The following is a 17690-nucleotide window of genomic DNA, read 5'->3' on the forward strand; positions in this document are numbered from 1 at the left end:
CATGAGTTAGCCTCGGTTTGTCCTTCAGCCAGTCAACGAGCGCCCCGCCATGCATGTCCTCCGCCCCCAATTCCGCATCGAGGAGCAGCAAGCGCTGGAATTCGCAAGCCAGCGCGGCTTCGGCACGATCGTCGCGGCGGATGAGCGCGGTCCACGCGCCTCGCATGTGCCCTTCGTGCTGGAGCAGCGCGACGGGCACACGATCGTGCAAATCCATTTCACCGCCAGGAATCCGCTCGTCCCGCTCGCGGATGGTGCGGGGCGCTTTCTGCTGATCGTTGCCGGCGACGACGCCTACATCTCCAATGACTGGTATTCTTCGCGCGACAACGTCTCGACCTGGCTTTACGAGGCCGTGCACCTGTCGGGCGTAGCGCATCTGCGCGGGCTAGACGAGAACCGCAGGCACGGCGATGCACTACTCGCGGTCTCGGAAGCGCGCTTGCCAAAAAAACCTTGGGACCTCGCACAGATGGAGCCCGGCAAGCGCGAGAGCATGCTGGCTGCGATCCGCGTCGTCGATCTCGTGGTGGATACCGTCGAGGGGCAGGCCAAGCTCAATCAGCACAAGAGCGATGTGGACCACGTCGCGGTCGCCGGCCGGCTTGCGCGGTCGGAGGAGAGCGGGCATCGGCGGCTGGCGCGGAAGATGCAAGCGCTGCGGCCGGGACTTGGATATGAGTTTTCGTGATCCGGGCGACCCTTCTCTCGCTAGACAATTACTCCTACGGACCTCCCTCATGCTCGTCATCTCCATTCAAAGCCAGGTGGTCCACGGCCATGTCGGCAACAGCGCCGCCGCCTATGCGATGCAGGCGGAAGGGGTGAATGTCGCGGCCGTGCCGACAACGCTGCTGTCGAACCATCCGCGCTATCCGACCTTGCGCGGGCGGGTGCTGGAGACAGAGCTCGTTTCAGATCTGCTGAGAGGCGTCGAAGAGCGCGATCTCGTCGACGAGGCTGCGGTCCTCGTTACCGGCTATCTCGGTTCGCCCAGCAATGCCGCTGTCATTGCCGATTTCGTCGAGCGGGCGCTGACCCGCAATTCGAAGCTGGTCTATCTCTGCGACCCCGTGATCGGCGATGACGGCCGGGTTTATGTCGCCGACGGCATCCTGGACGTGGTCCGGCACCGGCTGCTGCCCGCCGCCAATCTGACCACGCCGAACCAGTTCGAGCTCGGGCTGCTCGCAGGCCTCGACATCGCGGATGCGCAGGGCCTGCGCGCGGCGTGCGCGGCGCTGGCCGGGACTGGGCGCATCGACGTGGTCGCCACCGGTTGCACGCTCACTGATACGGCGGAAGGGCAGGTGGAAACGATTCTGTGCGCCGGCGGTCAGTTGTCGCGCTTTGCGACGCCGCGCCTTCCGATCCGCCCCTCAGGCACCGGCGATCTTCTCACCGGCCTGATCGCGGCGCATCTGGCCAAGGGCACAGCGACCGAGGCGGCGGTGCGGCTCGCAGTCGAAACCATCTATGCGGTGCTGGTGCGCACGCAGGAAGCAGGCACCGCGGAGATGCGGCTTGTGCCGTTGCCGACGCCGCGACGATAAGCCGTCAAACTCAGGTCGCGCGCTTCGTGGCTGATTGCGCTGATTTCTGCGGCTTCGCGGGGACCTTCTGCTCGCGCGTCGCCTGTGCCTTCGCCTTCGGCGGCTTTGCGCTTGCCACGGCCCGCGCTTTTCTCGGCTTGACGTTGGCTTCCTTGCGGTCCGACGTGCCTCGGCGCGAGACGTATTCCGTACCATCGACCGGGCCGACATGCGGGGGATCGCGGCCGAGATAGGGGCGGCCGATGCCGAGCGCCTTGCCATTGGCGTCGACCCACTTCCACAGCACCTCGGTCGAGACCCAGCGCTGCGCGCGGTTGTCGCCCTTGGTGCTGACGATGTCGGCCGCCATGCCGTGCCCGTAGCCGCCGCGCGTGCTGCCGCCGTGATAGGAACGGTCGGAGGCGGCCTTCAGGCCACTCGCGATCGACTGGCGATAGTCGTCGCGGAACGCGCTGGTGATGCCCGGCGAAAGCCCGGCAGCCTCAGCCGCGAGCAGTGTGCGAAACAGCTTTTTCTTGAAACTCTTGTCCATGCCGCCGATGACGTAGTCCATCATCGACATGCCGGCGCGGTCGGCCGCCTTCGGATCCTTCCAGCCAAAGTCCTCGTCAACCAGCTTCGTGAAGCTGCGCATCACTGTGACCATCTTGCCCTTGCGCTTGACGGTGACGGCCCGGCGATCTGTGACCTTGATCGAGTCTTCCTTGGCCGTGCGCTGGTAGAGCGCCCAGAGATAGCGGTCGATGCAGGCTTCCATCACGTAGCATTCGTCGAGTACCGCGGTCGTGTCCGCAGACGGCGAGGCCTTGCTCGCCACGGGCGCGGGGCCGGTCGCGATTGTCGCGGGCGACAGCGCCTCCGTCGTCACGATCTCAGTGGGATCGGCGGATGCGAGCTTTATCACGGGCTCCGACGCCGGAGCCGGAGCAACCTCACTGGCGACTGGTGTCGGGTCAGGCGAAATCTGCGGCGCGAGCGGCGCTTCGGTCGGCAAGATCAGCACTGGGTCCGCCGAGGCGAGCCTGATAGCCGGAGCTGGCGCCTCGGGCGCTGCCGCTTCAGCATTGACCAATTCTGGTGTCGCAGCGACAGCGGCCGCGATATCGGAGGTCAGGGCGACGCCGTCCTCGATGGCCGCAGCGTGCGGGATGTCGGCGAGGTCAAGTCGGCTGAGATCCTTCGCGCGCGAGACGGCGGAAGCATTGGCGCCGCTGTTCTCGATGAGGGCCGGGGCATAGGCGGACAGAGAGAGCGCCAGCCAGCCGGCGAGAACCGCCGAGGGGCAGGAGACCGCCACCAGAAGAGACCGCCGATCATTCATGATCCCTGCCTCCAAACGGTTCTGTTGAACCTCGTCTTCTCCGAACAGTCTGACCAGACAGTCTTGGCCAAACAGTCTTGCACGAAAAGGCACGCCGCGCGTCGATTGTTCGGAGGACGGTGTGGCGACGCAAGGGCGCAGTTCGGCGAAAGCGGGCTTTTCGAGCAGGTGTTGCGCGGCGGCAACGCGGGTTCCATCACGGTTCCACGCGCGCTTGCTCGCCAGCGTTGTACGAAATTCGATAAAGGCGAATATTGGCACGGACGCCGTGACGGTGTTTCGCAGGCACGTTGGGCAACCTTGTCACGGCCAGTGCGTTAGGCGCGCATGACGCATTCCTCGCTTCGTCCGATGGACGCCTTCGATCCCACCGAGCCCGCCATCCTGCACGACCAGCTCTCCGACACGATCATCACCTGGACCGCTGAGCAGGCCGACGATTTCAGGCGTTCCAGCCAGCCGGGCCAGGACGGAACCGTGATCTGGAAGGCCTACGTTTTCGACGGCTGGGGCCACGTGCTCGGCGGCTGACCGCCGCTCATTAGAGTGTCATTTCGCGCCGGGGCGGTGATTTTGCCAAGACATTGCGCGCATTAAACATATTGCCATGCACCCGGCGCGTTGTTGCGTTGCAGCAGCGCATGTCGCAATGCAGCAAAATGCGCTTAAATGTGCTCCGAATCTTCCACTGAAGGAGCATCACCCATGAACAAGAAGACTCTGTCGATCGCCGCCGCCATCCTGACGATCGCGGGCAGCACCGCGGCTTTCGCCGCCGAACTGCCGACTTATGAGGCGAACGGCTTTCCGGTCTCCCCGATGCAGGTGCGCGTGCTCGGTGCCGCGCATGTCGAGCAGCAGGCCTCGGCGCCCACTACTGTCGCTTCGGTCCACCAGGCCCGCGTTCTGTCGCCGCGCCAGGTGAAGACGGCTGACGTCACGACGGGCAGCGCCCGCTGATCTGGGGACGCCACAAGCCAACGTCAAGCCAATGTGATGCAGGCTCGCTTTCTCCGAGTCTGCCCGGACCGCGTTCCCTTTCGGGAGCGCGGTCTTTTTTTGGCGCAGCGAGTCATGATCACGTGCCGGTTGTGTACGGCCGTTCAAAGCGAGTGTGATCTCTTTGATAGTTGCTTTCTGAATCGCGGCGCTTGATGCGGGCGCCGCATATTGAGCAGCCAAGAATCATTTTCATAATGGAGTAGTCATGCCCGTTGCACAGAAAGCCGTTGTTGCAAGCGTCTCGCCCCGCGCGTTCATTCTCAAGCATCTCGCCTTGTTCGCAGCCGCCGCGCTGTTCGTGTTCGTGCTCAGCCTGACGTATGGGCTCGATCTCAGCCCCGGTTTTTTCTGAGCGATGGCGCGCTGGCGTCTCTCGCTTGCGTGCCAGCCTTGCAGGCACATGGGTTGAGCGACGGCCTCTGTCGGCGTACCGCTTTGTCCCATGGATCAGCGGACGAGCGGCGCTGACGCTCGCATTCGGAAGAACGATCAAGCGCCGGCGCTTGTCGGCGTGCTCTGCGGCCTCGCCGCGGCGCTGTTCTGGGCGCTCGGCTTTGCCGGCACGCGGCATGGCCTCAAGCTCGGCTTCACGCCGGTCGATCTGCTCGTGCATCGCTATGTCTGGTCCGGCATCGCGTTCCTGCCGCTGGTGATACGCGGCGGAATCTCCGATCTCTGCGGCATCGGCTGGGGCAGGGGCCTTGCGCTGATGGTGCTCGGCGGCCCCGTGATGTCGCTGATCTCCTACACTGGATTTCTGTTCGTGCCGCTCGGTCATGGCAGCGTAATCCAGCCCTCCTGCGCGACGCTCGGCGGCCTGCTGCTCGCGGCCTTGTTCCTGAAAGAGCAGGTCTCCGCGTCGCGCATCGCCGGCGCCTTTGTCATCGTCGGCGGACTTGGCGTAATCGGCGCGGAATCGATCGGCCATATCGGGGCCGACGGCGTGCTGGGCGATCTGACCTTCGTGCTGACCGGATTGATGTTCGCAGGTTTCGGCGCGCTGGTGCGCCACTGGCGTGTCTCAGCCCTATCGGCTGCGCTCGTCATCAATGTGCTGTCGCTGTTGCTGCTGCCGATCTACCTCATGACCGGCGGACTCGCGCGGATCGCGTCGATCGGGTTCAGTGAGAACGCTATCCAGGCGCTGGCACAGGGCGTGCTCGCCGGCCCGGCTGCGCTTTATCTGTTCGCCGTCTCGGTCCAACGCCTCGGCGTCGCCCGCGCCGCCGTTGTCCCCGCCTGCGTGCCCGCGCTGACGGTGCTCACCGGCTGGCTCCTGCTCGGCGAGCCGCCGACACTATTGCAGACGGCGGGATTGGTGACCGTGCTGTGCGGATTCTATCTGGCGCAGAGACAGCGATAGATCGCAGCCTCCAGACGGCGCTTACCATTCGATGGTGGTAAACTTGACGCCGCGGCAGGTCAGCTCCCGCCCCAGCCGTTCGGCGCGCTCGCTGGCGGATTTGCCGCGAGTCCGGGGCCTCGGCTACGCCTTCCTCACGAACTCCGATTTCAGGTTCATCGCGCCGATGCCGTCGATCTTGCAGGCGATGTTGTGGCCGTCGGTGGCGTCCTGCAGGCGGATGTTGCGGACCTTGGTGCCACCCTTGACCACGGAGGAGGAGCCCTTGACCTTGAGATCCTTCATCACGATGACGCTGTCGCCGTCGGCGAGCGCATTGCCGTTGGCATCGCGCACGCCGGCCTCTTGCGCGGCGTCCGCGACGGCCTCTGCCGTGCCGCTCCATTCATGGCCGCATTCCGGGCAGACCCAGAGGCCGCGATCCTGATAGGCGTGCTCGGAGTTGCAGGTCGGGCATTTCATCGCGTCGGTCATTATTCGCCTCGTCGCCCGTCACGGGCGCGCCGCACGCTGTCCGTCGGATAAAGACGGATTGGGAGCAAATCCTTTACCATGGCTTTCAGTCCTGGTCGAACCCTTGGAAATTTAGGAGTTCAGGAAAAACTCTGCGGTATCGAGGTCCGGAATTTGCGGCTGCGACGTCGCCGCGCAAGGAGCGTCCCGTCATGAGCGAGCACCGCGCCGCCGTCAGACATCACATTTTGCGGACCGGCATTGTCGAGTTCGACAACGGCACCGGCAAGGTCATCAGCGCGCCCTGCACGATCCGCGATGTCTCCGGCACCGGCGCGCGCCTCGGCCTCAACGCCTCGCTCTGGGTCGCCGAGCAGTTCACGCTGGTCTTCAGCAGCGGACTGCGCAAGGACTGCCGGGTCGCCTGGCGCAAGGGGAGGCTGATCGGCAGCGCGTTCGCGGACGGCTATGCCAGCGCGGACGAGCAGGCCGTGATGATGACCGCGGACGAGCAGTCCCGGCACCGGCTCGGGATCGGTGCGCGCGTGAGAAGCGCGCGCGAGAGGCGCGGCTACACGCAAACGCAGCTCGCAGAGCTGATCGGCGCCACGCCGGTCTTCGTGTCGCTGGCCGAGCAGGGTGAGGCGGACATTCCGCTCTACCAGCTCATGCACATCGCCGATCTCCTGATGGTCGGCCTCGACGGGCTCGTCGCGGGGCCGGCGCCTGAGGATGTCGACGCAGCGTAGGTGGCGAGCCGTCAAAACAAAAACGTCGAAAACAACCCCATGCACAGTAGAAATCTCGAGGGATTTCAGTGTGTTGGAAATCCGAAAACGTTGGTATTGGGCCTCCGCGCCCGGTATCGACTTCGGCGATACCGAATCGAATTTGACTCGTCGGGCAAAACAGGGGCAGTATGGCATGATGGCGCCGCAGGAAGCTGGTGGCTTGCCAGCTGCGGAGCGACATGCCGAAAAAAGCAAAACCAAAAAGAAAACTCAAGACCTACCAGACCTCGCTCGGCTTCTACGACCAGGCGATCGCCGCGCCCTCGATGAAGGCGGCACTGGACGCCTGGGGCGCCAGGTCCAATCTGTTCCATCAGGGCGCCGCGAAGGAGACCGACGACCCCGACATCGTCGCGGCAACGATGGAGAAGCCGGGCGTGGTGCTCCGGCGTCCGGTCGGCTCGGACGGCCCGTTCACCGAGCATTCCGAGTTGCCGACCGATCTCGCTGACGACGAGGCCAAGCCAAAAAAGCCCAAAGCCAAGTCCAAGCCGAGAAAGCTTCCGACCAAGGCTGCAAAGCAACCATCCCGCAAGATCGACGATCAACAGGTGCGCAAGGCCGCCGCGGCATTCGAGAAGGAAGAGCGGCGGCGGGAAGCCGAGCGCCGCAAGGAGGAGGCCGCTAGCGCCAAGGAGCGCGCGCGCCGCGACAAGGCGGTCGCGAGCGCGCAGGCGGCGCTGGACGAAGCGAGGCGGGAGCACGAATCGCGGACGGAGGCAATCGAAGCTGAGCGCGCGGCGCTCGAGGAGCGTGCCGAGACGGAGCAGAGCCGGTGGGACAAGCAGAGGATGAAGCTGACGGAGGCGGTGCGGCGCGCGCGGGAGTAAGGGCCACGGTCGACAGTCTGGATTGCTTCGCTCCGCTCGCAATGACGGCGGGGCGCGGCATCGGTCATTCCGGCAAAGCTTGATCGCAAATTCGCTTGCCTTGCTTTGCGTCCTTTTGCACTCTGGCGGGAAGGAGACCAACGCATGAAGATCATGACTGTCGCGTGTGCGCTCGGAATCGCCCTGGTGCTGTGCAATCTCGGGATATCGGATGCCGAAGCCCGGGCGCGGAAGGCGCGAGTGGTGGATGAACAACGGCTGAGGGTGGATGTCCCCGTGCTCCGGCCGACGCCTTGGGATTACAATATCGTTCCACGCTATCGTTATCGCCCGGAAGACGACCGGGTCGATCCCTACGGCCCCCCCTTGGTATCGTCATATGTCCGCTACGAGGGATGGCGCTGGCCGTACTGGTGGTGAAGGCCACCGACGGACGCGGAATTGATTGGCTCCTGTAGCCCGGATGAGCGAAGCGATATCCGGGACGTTGCCGCAGCATTCCCGGATGTCGCTTCGCTCATCCGGGCTACGCTCCTTTGCTAGTCGCCGTCCTCCGCGGCGAGCCGCACAAACTGCCGCTTCATCGCGTTGACCCTGGCGACATAGCTCGCGACGAGGTGATCGCCGCAGCGTTCGTCGGCGGCCATTTGAAACTTGCGGCGTGCGAAGGCCGTTGCGGGGCCTGCGCCGCAGAGATGGATGAAGGCGGCGAGATCCTGCCTCTCGCGTGCACTCGCCTTCACATCGCCCGCGCGGGCGAGAACATCGGCGAGATTGCGGTCGAGATACACCGATGCCAGCTCGATGGCGTGGCTCGGAATCGCGCGGCTATAGAGGAAGGTCGAGCCGCAGCCGGCCTCCGTGACCGCGTTGCCACGAACGCAGAACCGCGCGGCGTCAGCATAGGCTGCGTCCAGCATCTGGAAGAGGCCGACGGCGCTCGATGCGGGCCGATAGATCGCGAGCGGATTGAAGCTCCATCGCCAGCGCCAGTAGGTGCGCGCGAGCGGATTGCCCGATGTCTCGACCTGCGCCAGCGCGGCCAGCAATTCCGGCGTGATCGTCGCGGTGGAATGCTTGCGGAACAGCGGCCCGTATTGCCGCCACGTGTCCGATGGCTCCTTGTCGAGCGCATGGCCGACTAGAACGAACAGCTCGGTCGGCTTGCGCACCGTTTGATAGGCGATGTTCACGAGGACGAGGACCGCAAGCAGCATCGCCGCGCCGCCCGCGATCCGAACCATCCGCGGTGCGCGCGCGAAGGTCTTTCGCATCGATCGCGCGCTACGCCGGAGCTTGCGAAGGCGAGGGAGGGGGCGCTTGCTTTGTCCTGGCATCGGTCTTCTGGGAGTGCATTGCGGAGGCTTTGTACCTGGTTAACGCTGTCACCAGGCCTTGAAATCCGGCTTCTTTTTCCTCTGGTCGCCTGTTTTCAAGTCGCCGCTCCGTACTCCCACGGCAGCTCGAATCCTTGATGGAAATAACCCGAGGTTGTACTGTGCGCCGCAGTAGGGTTAATTTTGTGTGAATGGATCGGCTGGAATGACCGTAATCGAAAGCGTGGTGCCGGCGGAAGCTGCGGAGCGGAAAATGCCGCCGGGCGTACTGGTCGAAGGTCCCGTGGTCGACGCCAAGTTTCGCGATTCCTACATCTCCTTCGTCATCATGATCGGTGGGTCGATCGCGGCGCTGGTCTGGGCCTTCTGGCAAGGCATCGGCTGGGTGGAGGTTTCGGTCTTCGCCGGCACGTTCGCGCTGTCCACGGTCGGCATCGGCTTCATGCACCGCTACTTCGTGCACCGCAGCTTCCGCTGCGGTCCGGTGATGCGGACGCTGTTCGCGGCCATCGCCACCATGGCGGTGCAGGGCTCGATCCTGAAATGGGTGAGCAATCATCGCCGGCATCATCTTCACTCCGACAAGCCCGGCGACGTCCACAGCCCTTACTATGACGGCGACGGCAACCCCTATGTCACCTTCGCTAAGGGGATGATGCATGCGCAAGGCGGCTGGGTGTGGGACCAGGCCACCACGGATGCCGAATACTACGCCAAGGATATCCTGGCCGATCCGATCGCCATGTTCTTCACCAGGACGCGCTGGTACTGGTACGCGCTCTCGGCAGTGATTATTCCGGGCGCGATCGGCTACGCGTTTGGCGGCGTGCACACGATGACCGGCTGCATCCTGTTCTCCGGCCTGTTCCGCAGTTACCTCATGACCATGGCGACATCACTGGTCAACTCGGTCTGCCACAGCGACGGCCGCTATGGCTACCGCCGCTTCGATCTCGACGACGGCACCACCAACGAGTTCGTGACCACGATCCTCACTTTCGGTGAAGGCCTGCACAACAACCATCACCGGTTTCCGCGCGACGCCTACATTTCGCACGCCTGGTACGAGATCGACATCAACGGCCTGATCATTTTGGGACTCGGCAAGCTCGGGTTGGTGCAGGACATTTTCTCTGCCGGAAGCCGGACGCTTCGCTCGGGAGATCCGGACGGCGGAAAACGTCCAGTGGCAGATACCGAAGCGATGGTCTGAAGCATACGGGCTCGGTGTTCCACTACGCCAAGGGATTCGGCCACACCAATCTGGTTGTGTGGTGAGGCGGTTGGCTCACTGGCGCGGGCGCTTTGATGACCCACGGGGCACAAAGTTAGGCCGATGAACTATCTGGATCTCATGGACGACCGACGGCCACCGGCGCCCTCCAACGCCATCCGTGCGCTGGAGCAACACATCGGTGCGCCGTTGCCCGCGCCCTACAAGGAGCTACTGGCGCAATCGGACGGCGGCGGCTTCGACCGCTGCGGCGTCGAGCTGCCTTGGCGCAACGACCGCACCGTTTTGGACGTGCTGTTCACGACGCATCCGACCGACAGCTACGGCGTCATCGACAATTACGATGTGTATCGGGTCATGAATCGAATTCCCCGACTGAGCTGCCCCTTCGCTCCCGATCCCGGCGGCGACCTGTTCCTGCTGAGTCTGGAGGAGGACAGTTATGGCCAGGTCTTCTACTGGGATCACGAGCATGAACCGGTGGACGGTGGCGACATGTTCGCCGATTTCCCGAACACAAACGAACTCGCGCCCGATCTTGAAACCTTCATTCTCGGCTTGGGAGAGGGGTGATGGATATGCAGCCGTTCGGGCGGATTGAGCCCTTGCGAAACCCATCATGATCGCGTGGGGCCGAACGACAAAAGGGCGGCCATAAGCCGCCCTTTCGGTTTGCGCGTCATCCGTCGGATTTCGCTTAGCCCCCGATGATATAGACGATCTCGTGGGTGTGCGGACGAAGAATGACGTACCTGCCGTGCACCAGAATGAACTCGTATCCGCGCCACTCCGGATAGATTTCGACGATGCGGCTCGGGATCGCATGATAACGAACGCCTGCCGGGACGGTGGTGCCGATCGAGATGTTGAAGTTCACGTTGGTGACTTCCTCGACCTTCTCCTGCTTGATGGCCGAAGTGATCTGGGTACGCTTTTCGGCGGGAGGCGCCGCGACCGCCGTGGTAGCGGCATTGCCGGTCGTCTTGCCCTCGGGCGCCGAAGGCTTGCTCTCGGCGGTCGGGGTCTTCACGTCCTTCGACGTGGTGGCCGAATCGGGCGCCTTGGTCATCCCATTCGCCTTCATCTCGCCGGGCGTCTTGCTGTCGGCAGTCGGCTTCGAACTGGTGGCCGGGGCCATTGTTTCCGTGGTCTTCGCCTTGCCATCGGCCTTGACGTCGCCGGAGTGCTTTGCGTCAGGCGCGCCCTGTGCGTGCTGCGGCGTTGCCGCTGCTGGCGAGCCGTGCGGTGCCGCGGTGGGGGCGTCCTTTGCTGTGGGCGCATTCATCGGTGCCGCGGTTTCGGCTTTCGGCGAAACGGCAGCGGGGGACTCCGCACCCTTGGCGCCGCCCTGATTGACGCCTTGAGCCATTGCAGTGCCGGTCGCAGCGAACAACGCCACAACGGCGACGGAAGCCAGCAAAGTATGTTTCATCTGATCTCTTTCAATTCATTTGAATATGATGCCGACGAACGTCAGCCATGGGAACGAACGGTCTCGACGGGCTGCAGTTCCGATTCTATTTCTGGTTTAACGACGATTGATGCCTCGATATCCGAAAAAGCTGCAAAATAGATGAGTCGGCGATAACAAGAGCTTTGCATCCCGCGTTGGCTTGGACGCGACCGATGAATTTCAAACATAAGTTGTGATCGGAAGGAACTCTTGCTCGATGGGGCTGTTGTGTCAGTGATCCCCGAGCGTTGCGAGATCGAACCTCCGATCCTCGCCTGAGTTAAAGACCGCAGTCGCGTTGTGAGTGCGACTCGGCGCGAAGCGTCCTCCGTGCGTATCAACCGGAAACCTTCATGAACAACCCCCATGTTCGCAATGCCATTCAGATCGACCGCGGCTCCAGCCTGGCGATCTCTCATGAAATAGCAGACCGCCTTCGGATCAGGCTTCGGGGTGAGCACGACCCATTACCGCGACATCTGACGGCCCTGGTCGACCGGATTGCGCAGATCAGCAGCCATTTCAACCAAGTGATCGAGGTCACAAAATGAGAATGTCCGGCGAAAGCCTTTTGGTGATCTTGTTTGTCGGTCTCGTCGCCGGCTGGCTGGCGGGCCAGATCGTCCGCGGGACCGGCTTTGGGATCATCGGCGATATCATCATCGGAATCCTGGGCGCGTTTGTCGGCAGCTGGTTGTTGCCTCAGCTCGGCGTGCATCTCGGCAGCGGCATGATCAGCGCGATCGTCAACGCGACCGTAGGCGCGGTCCTGCTGCTCCTCGTCGTCCGGCTGGTGCGCGGTGGTGGTGGATGGGGAAGCAGCTGGCGCGGCAGCTGGGGCCGGCGTTGGTGACCCTTGCTCACGCAGCCGCATCAGGCGCCGGTGAGACGCCCGCGGCAAAGACGCTCGTGATGACCTCCGGATCGGATCCAGCATGTTAGACTTTTCGAATGCATCTTTTACGCCTGAAACCATCGGCATCATGAAAACTGCGCTGGACACGGCGGTGGCGTCACTGCCGGCCCCGGTCAGCTCCGCGCATGTCCGGTCGATCGCGGAAACAATCCTTCGCACAGCGAAGGAGGGCGAGCGAGACCCCGCTGTCCTGGAGCGCATGGCGTTGATGGAGCTTCAGATCTCGCCGCGTGATTGATGCCGGTCCGCGAGCGTGCGTGCCGGCGCAGAAGGGCTCGCGTTCATTGCCGTTCCCTGATGTTTCGATGGAACTCTGGGGCGGCGGAAGCATTCATCTCTGCCGCTATCACGCGGCTCCTGGAGAATCCCCAACATGATACGTCATTTGTTGATCGGCTTTGCCGCGTGCGCAATCGCGGCAATGTCGACATTTTCCGCTTCTGCCATGCCCCGCGTTGCGGCTGAGACGTTGGTCGCTGGCTCCGACAGTCCGGTGATTCTCGCGCGCGGAGGCCATGGACATGGCCACGGTCACATGGGACGTGGCGGCCGCGGTCATCACTACGGCTGGAGCAGGGGCCGTCATCGCGGTTGGCGCTAGCCGCACCAACGCAACATCCGGGGCCGCCTTCGATTGGCGGCTCCGTAACGTCAGCTCATCCGCCCCGCGGGCTCACCAATCCGGATCCCCATAGTAGGGATCGACCATATAGGGCGGGGGCATCCAGGGCCCTCGCGACGGCCGGGGTCGCCGAGGTGCGGCCGCTTGCACGTGCGGCCGTGCGGGCGCAGCGGTCTCGTTGGTGATCACGCTACGCGCGGCGGGTTTCGCGGACGCAGGTGCGGATGACGATGCGGATGACGTCGTCAGCTCCTTTTGCAGCGCCTGGACCTGTGCGGCAAGGCGCGCATTGGCCGCCGCATCCTTCTCCTGCGCCGCCTTGAGCTGCTGAATGGTGTCGGCCTGCTCGCGCAGCGTCTGCTCGTTGCGGCTTTTCAGTTGCTCGAGCTTTCCGTTGATGTTCGCAAGCTCGCTGGTGATGGTCTTGAGCGATTGCGCGAGATCGGACGACGAGGGGTCGGGCGTCGTGGCGCCCGTTGTTGGAGCGTCGGGTCTTGAAGCAGCTGGTCTTGAAGCGTCAAACCCTGCATTGCTCTCCGTGTCCTTGCCGGCCGGCGGCGCGGGCACCGTGCCGGGCTCATCCGCGGCAGCCAGTTGCACCGCCGGCGGTTGCGCCGGAGTTTCAACCGCGGACGCTTGGCGAGGCTCAGTCCCGGCCGGCGGAGCCCATCGCGCCATGATCGATTTGGTCATAGACCTGGCCCGATCGCTGTATTGCGAAGCGAAGGCGGCGCCGAGAATGCCGATCGCCAGCACGAGGCCGACCAAAGCGCGCAGCATGGGCCGATCTCCCCTCAGGCCTTGACTGCGAACCCTGCTATCCGGCGCCGGCGCCGTGCTCTTGAGAGTCTTGGCCTCGGGAGCCTTGTCCTTGGGAGTCTCGACAGCCTCCGCACCGGCGCTTGCTCGCGAGGCCGCTGGGATTTCGCTGCCGCGTTCCATTCCGGAAACCAGCCGGTCCAGCCGCGCAAGGTCTTGCTCTGCGCTCTTGATCCGATCGTAGGCCCGCGCCAGCCCGCCATCGGCGCGCCCCTCGTCCGGCTTGGGGGCGTCAGGCTTGGGCGCGTCTGGCTTGTGGTCGTCAGGTTTGGGGTCGTTCGTCTCGGGCACCGATGCGCTCTCGATCCAGTCGGGCGTCAATGGGAGTGCGGCAGTCTGATCGTCGGAACGATAGGTCTCGCCGTCATCCAACACAACGCGCGTCCGAAGGAGAAATTATGGCGAGGCCTCGGGGTGGGGCGGTCGCGGGGTATGCAACGGGCGCCCTTGATCTGGATCAAGCATGCAGCGCCCGACCGTCGCCACCGTGCAGACATTCATCGGAAGGAACACATGGTTCAGACAAGAGCGATCGTCCTTGGTGCCTTCGCGGCCCTGCTGCTGGCCGTGCCGGCCAAGGCCCAGGTGCTGGTCGACGTTTCCAAGATCAGCTGCGACCAGTACATCACCCAGCGCATCACCCACATGCAGACCGTGAACGTCTGGCTCGCCGGGTTCTACGCCGGCCGCCGCAACAATCCCGTCGTGGATACGCAAGCGCTGAACAAGAACGGCAACAAGCTCTCGCGCTTCTGCGAGTCGCATCGCGAGATGCCGCTGCTGGAGGCGGTCGAGGCCGATACGAAGTAGGGGCGGGGCCGCCCAGCCTCGGAGTGCGGCAGTCCTATCGCCGGAAGGAGAGGTTGCGCCGCTGTCCCCCCAACGCGCGTGCGAACGAGAAATTATCGCGGGCACGGGGGTGGGGCGTGGCATTGCCGAACCGGCATGCGTCGCGAGCGTCAGGTACATGACCGAAAGCGGTGTGGCTCCCGCTGATGCCCTATGTAGGTAAAGCGTGACACTTTCGCTGTCTCGTTATGAACCCGGCCGCCAGATCGCAAGGGCCCGCATTGTTCTAAATCAACAAACCCGCTCATTAGCGAATTGCGCTGACGCACCGTCCCAATCCAAGAAGGAGAGTGGACATGTCGCGCCGAACCATCGTTTCACTTACCGCATCCGCAATCATTGGCATCGCCTGCATCGTGACTGTTTCGACTGACGCCTTCGCCTATCGAAGAGGCGTCGGGGTTGGTCGGGTTGGTGTTCATCACGGCGGTGTCTATCGCGGTGGCGTCTATCGTGGTGCAGCCGTGCGCCGCGGAGTTGCCGTGGGCGTCGGAGCTGCTGCGGTTGGTGCGGCAGCTTACGGGGCTGACGGAGCCTACGGCGGCTATCGCCGCTGCGGCTACGAACCTTACCCGCCTTGCTACTAGCCGGTCTTTGCGCAGCGGCCAGAGCACCGTCGGTCGGCTGTGCGCGGAGCACCTCTCTCCGAGTGGGGAGAGGTGATCCGAGTTCCGGGCCCGCACACACGCGATCCGAGCTGTGCTCGCTTCACCGTGCGTATTGGCGCGTCTGTTGCTCGACAGGTCGACTTCTAGCGAGGCGCACGTGCCATCTTCGCCGGCCGCGACCAGGAGAGGTTGAACGCCGACAAATCTATCCATGCGTGCAATTGGGCAATCGGGAAAAAGCGGCAAAACTGCGGCTGTCAAGGATACATCAGAGTAGAATGGAGCTTATCCCCGTAATAAACCCGATGCTGTTAAGGGTTCGGGGTGCGTATGGGAGATCAATAATGGCAAATGTCGAACAATTGCGCAGGCGGGACGGAGTAAACTTGGTCCAGCTCGAGGAGGACATTGCATCGATACGCTCGGGAAGCTCTCTTGCTTCCATTGCTCTGCCTGATTACGTCGAGCACACCGCGGGCGTGACGCGCGTCGGCGCGCTCAGTGCAGAGGCGGTCGTTCGGGACTATGAGTCCGCTGCAAAAGAGATCGAGGCCATGGGCACCGAGTTGATCGACGCCGCGCAAAAATGCGAGGCGCTGACTGCCCAGGTCCATGATGCGATCGCCTTCATGCGAGAAACGGCGGCGGAGTATCGTGAAGAGGGTCGGAAGATCTTCAAGCGCATCGAAGAATGCGCGCTGTTCACCGAAGACGTCCGCAAGACATGCGAACAGGTCAAGCGCAGGATGGTCGACGTCTCGCTAGGCTCATCGTCCAACGAGGAGTTCGCACCGCAACAGCCCGAGTTGAGCGGGATCGCCGCCAAGGTGTCGATGAGCGAGATACGGTGAGGCGGGCGTAGATAGCGCGTAGGCTGGGTTGAGCTCTAGGTCGTAGGATGGGTTGAGCCCTTACGAAACCCTTCATCTCTCGCCGATCGAGCGGTGATGGGTATCGCTTCGCTCCACCCATCCTACGAGCTGGAGCCAACAATCAATAGCGACCGCCGTGGCCCTTTTGCTGCGTGATCCAGTCCGACAATGTTTTCGGTGTCGATTTCGCAGTCCGGCCCGGTGATGCCTTCGGATTGTCGCGAACGCCTTTCGTCGTACGGGTGCGCGGCGCTTCCGTTCCGTTGACGCCCTTCCGGCCAGCGATCGATGCCTCCGCGGCTTCCTTCTCCAGGCGCAACTGTTTCAATCGCGCCATCTTGAGGCGCTCTGCCTCGACTTCGGGCCGTTCGGCAAGCTGCGGCTTGTGTTGAGCGACCTCCGCCGGGACGATGACACCGATAATGGTTGTCTCGCCGAGCGCCTTGCAGGCTTCGAGCCGATGCAGTCCCTCGACCAGAACGAGGCGGTCTCCGTCGAGCCGGACGGAAATGGGTTCCTGTTGTCCGATGTCCAGCATACTTTCAGCGATCTCCCCGACGATCTCGGGCTTGATGGCTTTCTTCTGCTTCGTGGGAACGAAGATCTTCTCGATCGGGAAGCTTTCCGGTTTGGGCATAATCTGACTCCGCTTCTACCGGGCCCGCCGGAACCGATGCCGGTGAGGACGAGAGTTTAGGAGGGAAGGGCTCGACCGCAAAGGCAATTCGGCGGCAGGGTGTTGATGAGCTCGTAGGATGGGTTGAGCCCTTACGAAACCCATCCCTTCTGTCGATCTGGCGGCGATGGGTATCGCTTCGCTCCACCCATCCTACGGGCTGCACTCCAGCCATCCTGCGAGCTACAGTTAGCGGTTCAATTGATCCAGGTGGACACGCTTGCCGACGCGGGCCTCAAAGGCATCGACAATATGCTCCCATCGGTTAGAGCGCATCAGGCTCGAAGGATTATACGCCATGGCGCGACCAACGAACGGCATGTCGTCGTCCTGGTAAATATAGAAGTCTAGCCCTTCGTAATTGCCGATCATGCATAGCTTCCGAGGATTCACGTCGCCCAAAGCGATGTTCCACTCGACGTAGCTATCCTTCGATTGGTGGTGCATCCACTGCAATATCTTGAATGGATTGACTGGCACCACGACATCAGCCAACGCCATTAATTCACTGGAAGTCTCGGCCGGATAGCAGTGCAAATGCACTGCTACAGGGGTGTCCCGCAATGCTTCAAAAAGTGGAAAGAAGTCTAGGTCCTTCGTCATGATGTGGGCTTCGGACATGTGGCCAGACGTTGCATGTTTGAAAACGTCGATTGCGAGTAAGATGTCGACGCCTTTTTGACGCAGCGTCTTGTTTTGTCCCCGCGTCAGCCCCTCTCGAACGTGCATAAAAGGCGTGCGATTAACCAGCTCGAATTGTTCTCGCTTGCGTTTCACTCGTCGTTCGTATTCCTCGCCAGATTCATTGTCCTTTTGGGCGGGCAAAGCATCGTAGTAAAAGGTTCTTTGATGCCCGCCAGCGATTGCCCGGTAATCGATTTTGTTACGACTGAGGTCGATCGCGAAATATTCGGATGTCTTCCGCACCATTGCGTCGATAAAGCCACCATCAACAAATGCATATTTTGTCACGGCTGCTGTATCCCTCGAT

24 protein-coding genes are annotated in these 17690 nt (G+C 62.8%); 17 read left to right on the forward strand and 7 right to left on the reverse strand.

Annotated elements, in window-relative coordinates; translation table 11 throughout:
- The first annotated feature begins 49 nt into the window (after window positions 1-49).
- Together ACFQX9_RS22335 and pdxY are read left to right on the forward strand one after the other, a co-directional pair.
- Window positions 50-691 carry an FMN-binding negative transcriptional regulator gene (locus tag ACFQX9_RS22335; protein ID WP_085353559.1) on the forward strand — a complete coding sequence of 214 codons (642 nt, stop codon included), beginning with the start codon at window positions 50-52 and terminating at the stop codon, window positions 689-691.
- Between the two features lie 49 nt (window positions 692-740).
- Entirely contained in the window at window positions 741-1553 is an 813-nt protein-coding gene (pdxY, locus tag ACFQX9_RS22340; protein ID WP_018454527.1) for a pyridoxal kinase, read from the forward strand.
- A gap of 10 nt (window positions 1554-1563) precedes the next feature.
- On the opposite strand, the gene ACFQX9_RS22345 is transcribed toward pdxY, so the two are convergent.
- The gene (locus ACFQX9_RS22345; RefSeq protein ID WP_247368626.1) at window positions 1564-2874 is read right to left on the reverse strand and encodes a hypothetical protein; all 1311 of its coding nucleotides are present in this window, start codon (window positions 2872-2874) and stop codon (window positions 1564-1566) included.
- 327 nt (window positions 2875-3201) lie between these two features.
- On the opposite strand from ACFQX9_RS22345, the gene ACFQX9_RS22350 reads away from it, so the two are divergent.
- The 4 genes from ACFQX9_RS22350 (at window position 3202) to ACFQX9_RS22365 (ending at window position 5239) form a co-directional block, all read left to right on the forward strand.
- Entirely contained in the window at window positions 3202-3405 is a 204-nt protein-coding gene (locus tag ACFQX9_RS22350) for a hypothetical protein (RefSeq protein ID WP_377790516.1), read from the forward strand.
- A gap of 174 nt (window positions 3406-3579) precedes the next feature.
- Complete coding sequence (locus ACFQX9_RS22355; protein ID WP_085353555.1) at window positions 3580-3834, forward strand: hypothetical protein; 255 nt, start codon at window positions 3580-3582, stop codon at window positions 3832-3834.
- 247 nt (window positions 3835-4081) lie between these two features.
- Window positions 4082-4228: a hypothetical protein gene (locus tag ACFQX9_RS22360; protein ID WP_018454523.1), complete on the forward strand. Its 147-nt coding sequence runs from the start codon at window positions 4082-4084 to the stop codon at window positions 4226-4228.
- 90 nt (window positions 4229-4318) lie between these two features.
- A complete protein-coding gene (locus ACFQX9_RS22365; protein WP_247370969.1) occupies window positions 4319-5239 on the forward strand; it encodes a DMT family transporter in 921 nt (306 codons plus the stop codon).
- A 123-nt stretch (window positions 5240-5362) separates the two neighbouring features.
- Here ACFQX9_RS22365 and ACFQX9_RS22370 read toward each other — a convergent pair whose 3' ends face one another.
- Window positions 5363-5713 carry a zinc ribbon domain-containing protein YjdM gene (locus ACFQX9_RS22370; protein ID WP_018454521.1) on the reverse strand — a complete coding sequence of 117 codons (351 nt, stop codon included), beginning with the start codon at window positions 5711-5713 and terminating at the stop codon, window positions 5363-5365.
- A 191-nt stretch (window positions 5714-5904) separates the two neighbouring features.
- On the opposite strand from ACFQX9_RS22370, the gene ACFQX9_RS22375 reads away from it, so the two are divergent.
- From ACFQX9_RS22375 to ACFQX9_RS22385, 3 genes are all read left to right on the forward strand, one after another.
- The gene (locus ACFQX9_RS22375) at window positions 5905-6441 is read left to right on the forward strand and encodes a helix-turn-helix domain-containing protein (protein ID WP_026232752.1); all 537 of its coding nucleotides are present in this window, start codon (window positions 5905-5907) and stop codon (window positions 6439-6441) included.
- 221 nt (window positions 6442-6662) lie between these two features.
- On the forward strand, window positions 6663-7313 hold the full coding sequence (locus tag ACFQX9_RS22380; RefSeq protein WP_377790520.1) for a cell envelope biogenesis protein TolA: 651 nt from the start codon (window positions 6663-6665) through the stop codon (window positions 7311-7313).
- A gap of 144 nt (window positions 7314-7457) precedes the next feature.
- On the forward strand, window positions 7458-7733 hold the full coding sequence (locus ACFQX9_RS22385; RefSeq protein ID WP_377790522.1) for a hypothetical protein: 276 nt from the start codon (window positions 7458-7460) through the stop codon (window positions 7731-7733).
- 119 nt (window positions 7734-7852) lie between these two features.
- Here the strand turns inward: ACFQX9_RS22385 and ACFQX9_RS22390 are convergent, their stop codons facing one another.
- Window positions 7853-8650 carry a transglycosylase SLT domain-containing protein gene (locus ACFQX9_RS22390; protein WP_247368616.1) on the reverse strand — a complete coding sequence of 266 codons (798 nt, stop codon included), beginning with the start codon at window positions 8648-8650 and terminating at the stop codon, window positions 7853-7855.
- A gap of 205 nt (window positions 8651-8855) precedes the next feature.
- On the opposite strand from ACFQX9_RS22390, the gene ACFQX9_RS22395 reads away from it, so the two are divergent.
- Both ACFQX9_RS22395 and ACFQX9_RS22400 read left to right on the forward strand, forming a co-directional pair.
- Complete coding sequence (locus ACFQX9_RS22395) at window positions 8856-9863, forward strand: acyl-CoA desaturase (RefSeq protein WP_018454517.1); 1008 nt, start codon at window positions 8856-8858, stop codon at window positions 9861-9863.
- Between the two features lie 123 nt (window positions 9864-9986).
- On the forward strand, window positions 9987-10457 hold the full coding sequence (locus ACFQX9_RS22400; RefSeq protein WP_377790524.1) for an SMI1/KNR4 family protein: 471 nt from the start codon (window positions 9987-9989) through the stop codon (window positions 10455-10457).
- Between the two features lie 124 nt (window positions 10458-10581).
- Here the strand turns inward: ACFQX9_RS22400 and ACFQX9_RS22405 are convergent, their stop codons facing one another.
- The gene (locus tag ACFQX9_RS22405; protein WP_377790525.1) at window positions 10582-11316 is read right to left on the reverse strand and encodes a DUF1236 domain-containing protein; all 735 of its coding nucleotides are present in this window, start codon (window positions 11314-11316) and stop codon (window positions 10582-10584) included.
- A gap of 374 nt (window positions 11317-11690) precedes the next feature.
- Here ACFQX9_RS22405 and ACFQX9_RS22410 point away from each other — a divergent pair, with 374 nt between their 5' ends.
- The 3 genes from ACFQX9_RS22410 to ACFQX9_RS22420 all read left to right on the forward strand — a co-directional run bounded on the left by ACFQX9_RS22410 (window position 11691) and on the right by ACFQX9_RS22420 (window position 12491).
- Entirely contained in the window at window positions 11691-11888 is a 198-nt protein-coding gene (locus ACFQX9_RS22410; protein WP_085353549.1) for a hypothetical protein, read from the forward strand.
- A complete protein-coding gene (locus ACFQX9_RS22415) occupies window positions 11885-12190 on the forward strand; it encodes a GlsB/YeaQ/YmgE family stress response membrane protein (protein ID WP_085353548.1) in 306 nt (101 codons plus the stop codon). The genes ACFQX9_RS22410 and ACFQX9_RS22415 overlap by 4 nt, the downstream gene beginning before the upstream one ends.
- Before the next feature lie 82 nt (window positions 12191-12272).
- Entirely contained in the window at window positions 12273-12491 is a 219-nt protein-coding gene (locus ACFQX9_RS22420) for a hypothetical protein (protein WP_007609614.1), read from the forward strand.
- A gap of 435 nt (window positions 12492-12926) precedes the next feature.
- Here ACFQX9_RS22420 and ACFQX9_RS22425 read toward each other — a convergent pair whose 3' ends face one another.
- Window positions 12927-13985, reverse strand: a complete 1059-nt coding sequence (locus ACFQX9_RS22425) for a hypothetical protein (RefSeq protein WP_377791049.1) — start codon at window positions 13983-13985, stop codon at window positions 12927-12929.
- A 222-nt stretch (window positions 13986-14207) separates the two neighbouring features.
- Between ACFQX9_RS22425 and ACFQX9_RS22430 the strand changes: the two genes are divergently transcribed.
- From ACFQX9_RS22430 to ACFQX9_RS22440, 3 genes are all read left to right on the forward strand, one after another.
- Entirely contained in the window at window positions 14208-14504 is a 297-nt protein-coding gene (locus tag ACFQX9_RS22430; RefSeq protein ID WP_240543383.1) for an HdeA/HdeB family chaperone, read from the forward strand.
- Between the two features lie 335 nt (window positions 14505-14839).
- A complete protein-coding gene (locus ACFQX9_RS22435; protein ID WP_377790529.1) occupies window positions 14840-15130 on the forward strand; it encodes a hypothetical protein in 291 nt (96 codons plus the stop codon).
- A gap of 365 nt (window positions 15131-15495) precedes the next feature.
- Window positions 15496-16002: a hypothetical protein gene (locus tag ACFQX9_RS22440; RefSeq protein WP_026232748.1), complete on the forward strand. Its 507-nt coding sequence runs from the start codon at window positions 15496-15498 to the stop codon at window positions 16000-16002.
- Between the two features lie 142 nt (window positions 16003-16144).
- Here ACFQX9_RS22440 and ACFQX9_RS22445 read toward each other — a convergent pair whose 3' ends face one another.
- A complete protein-coding gene (locus ACFQX9_RS22445) occupies window positions 16145-16660 on the reverse strand; it encodes a ParB N-terminal domain-containing protein (protein ID WP_018454508.1) in 516 nt (171 codons plus the stop codon).
- Window positions 16661-16888: 228 nt separating this feature from the next.
- Entirely contained in the window at window positions 16889-17671 is a 783-nt protein-coding gene (locus ACFQX9_RS22450; protein ID WP_377790531.1) for an NYN domain-containing protein, read from the reverse strand.
- Window positions 17672-17690 lie beyond the last annotated feature (19 nt).

This window comes from Bradyrhizobium sp. GCM10028915 (genome assembly GCF_042666195.1).
GTDB classification, from domain to species: Bacteria; Pseudomonadota; Alphaproteobacteria; order Rhizobiales; family Xanthobacteraceae; genus Bradyrhizobium; species Bradyrhizobium canariense_D.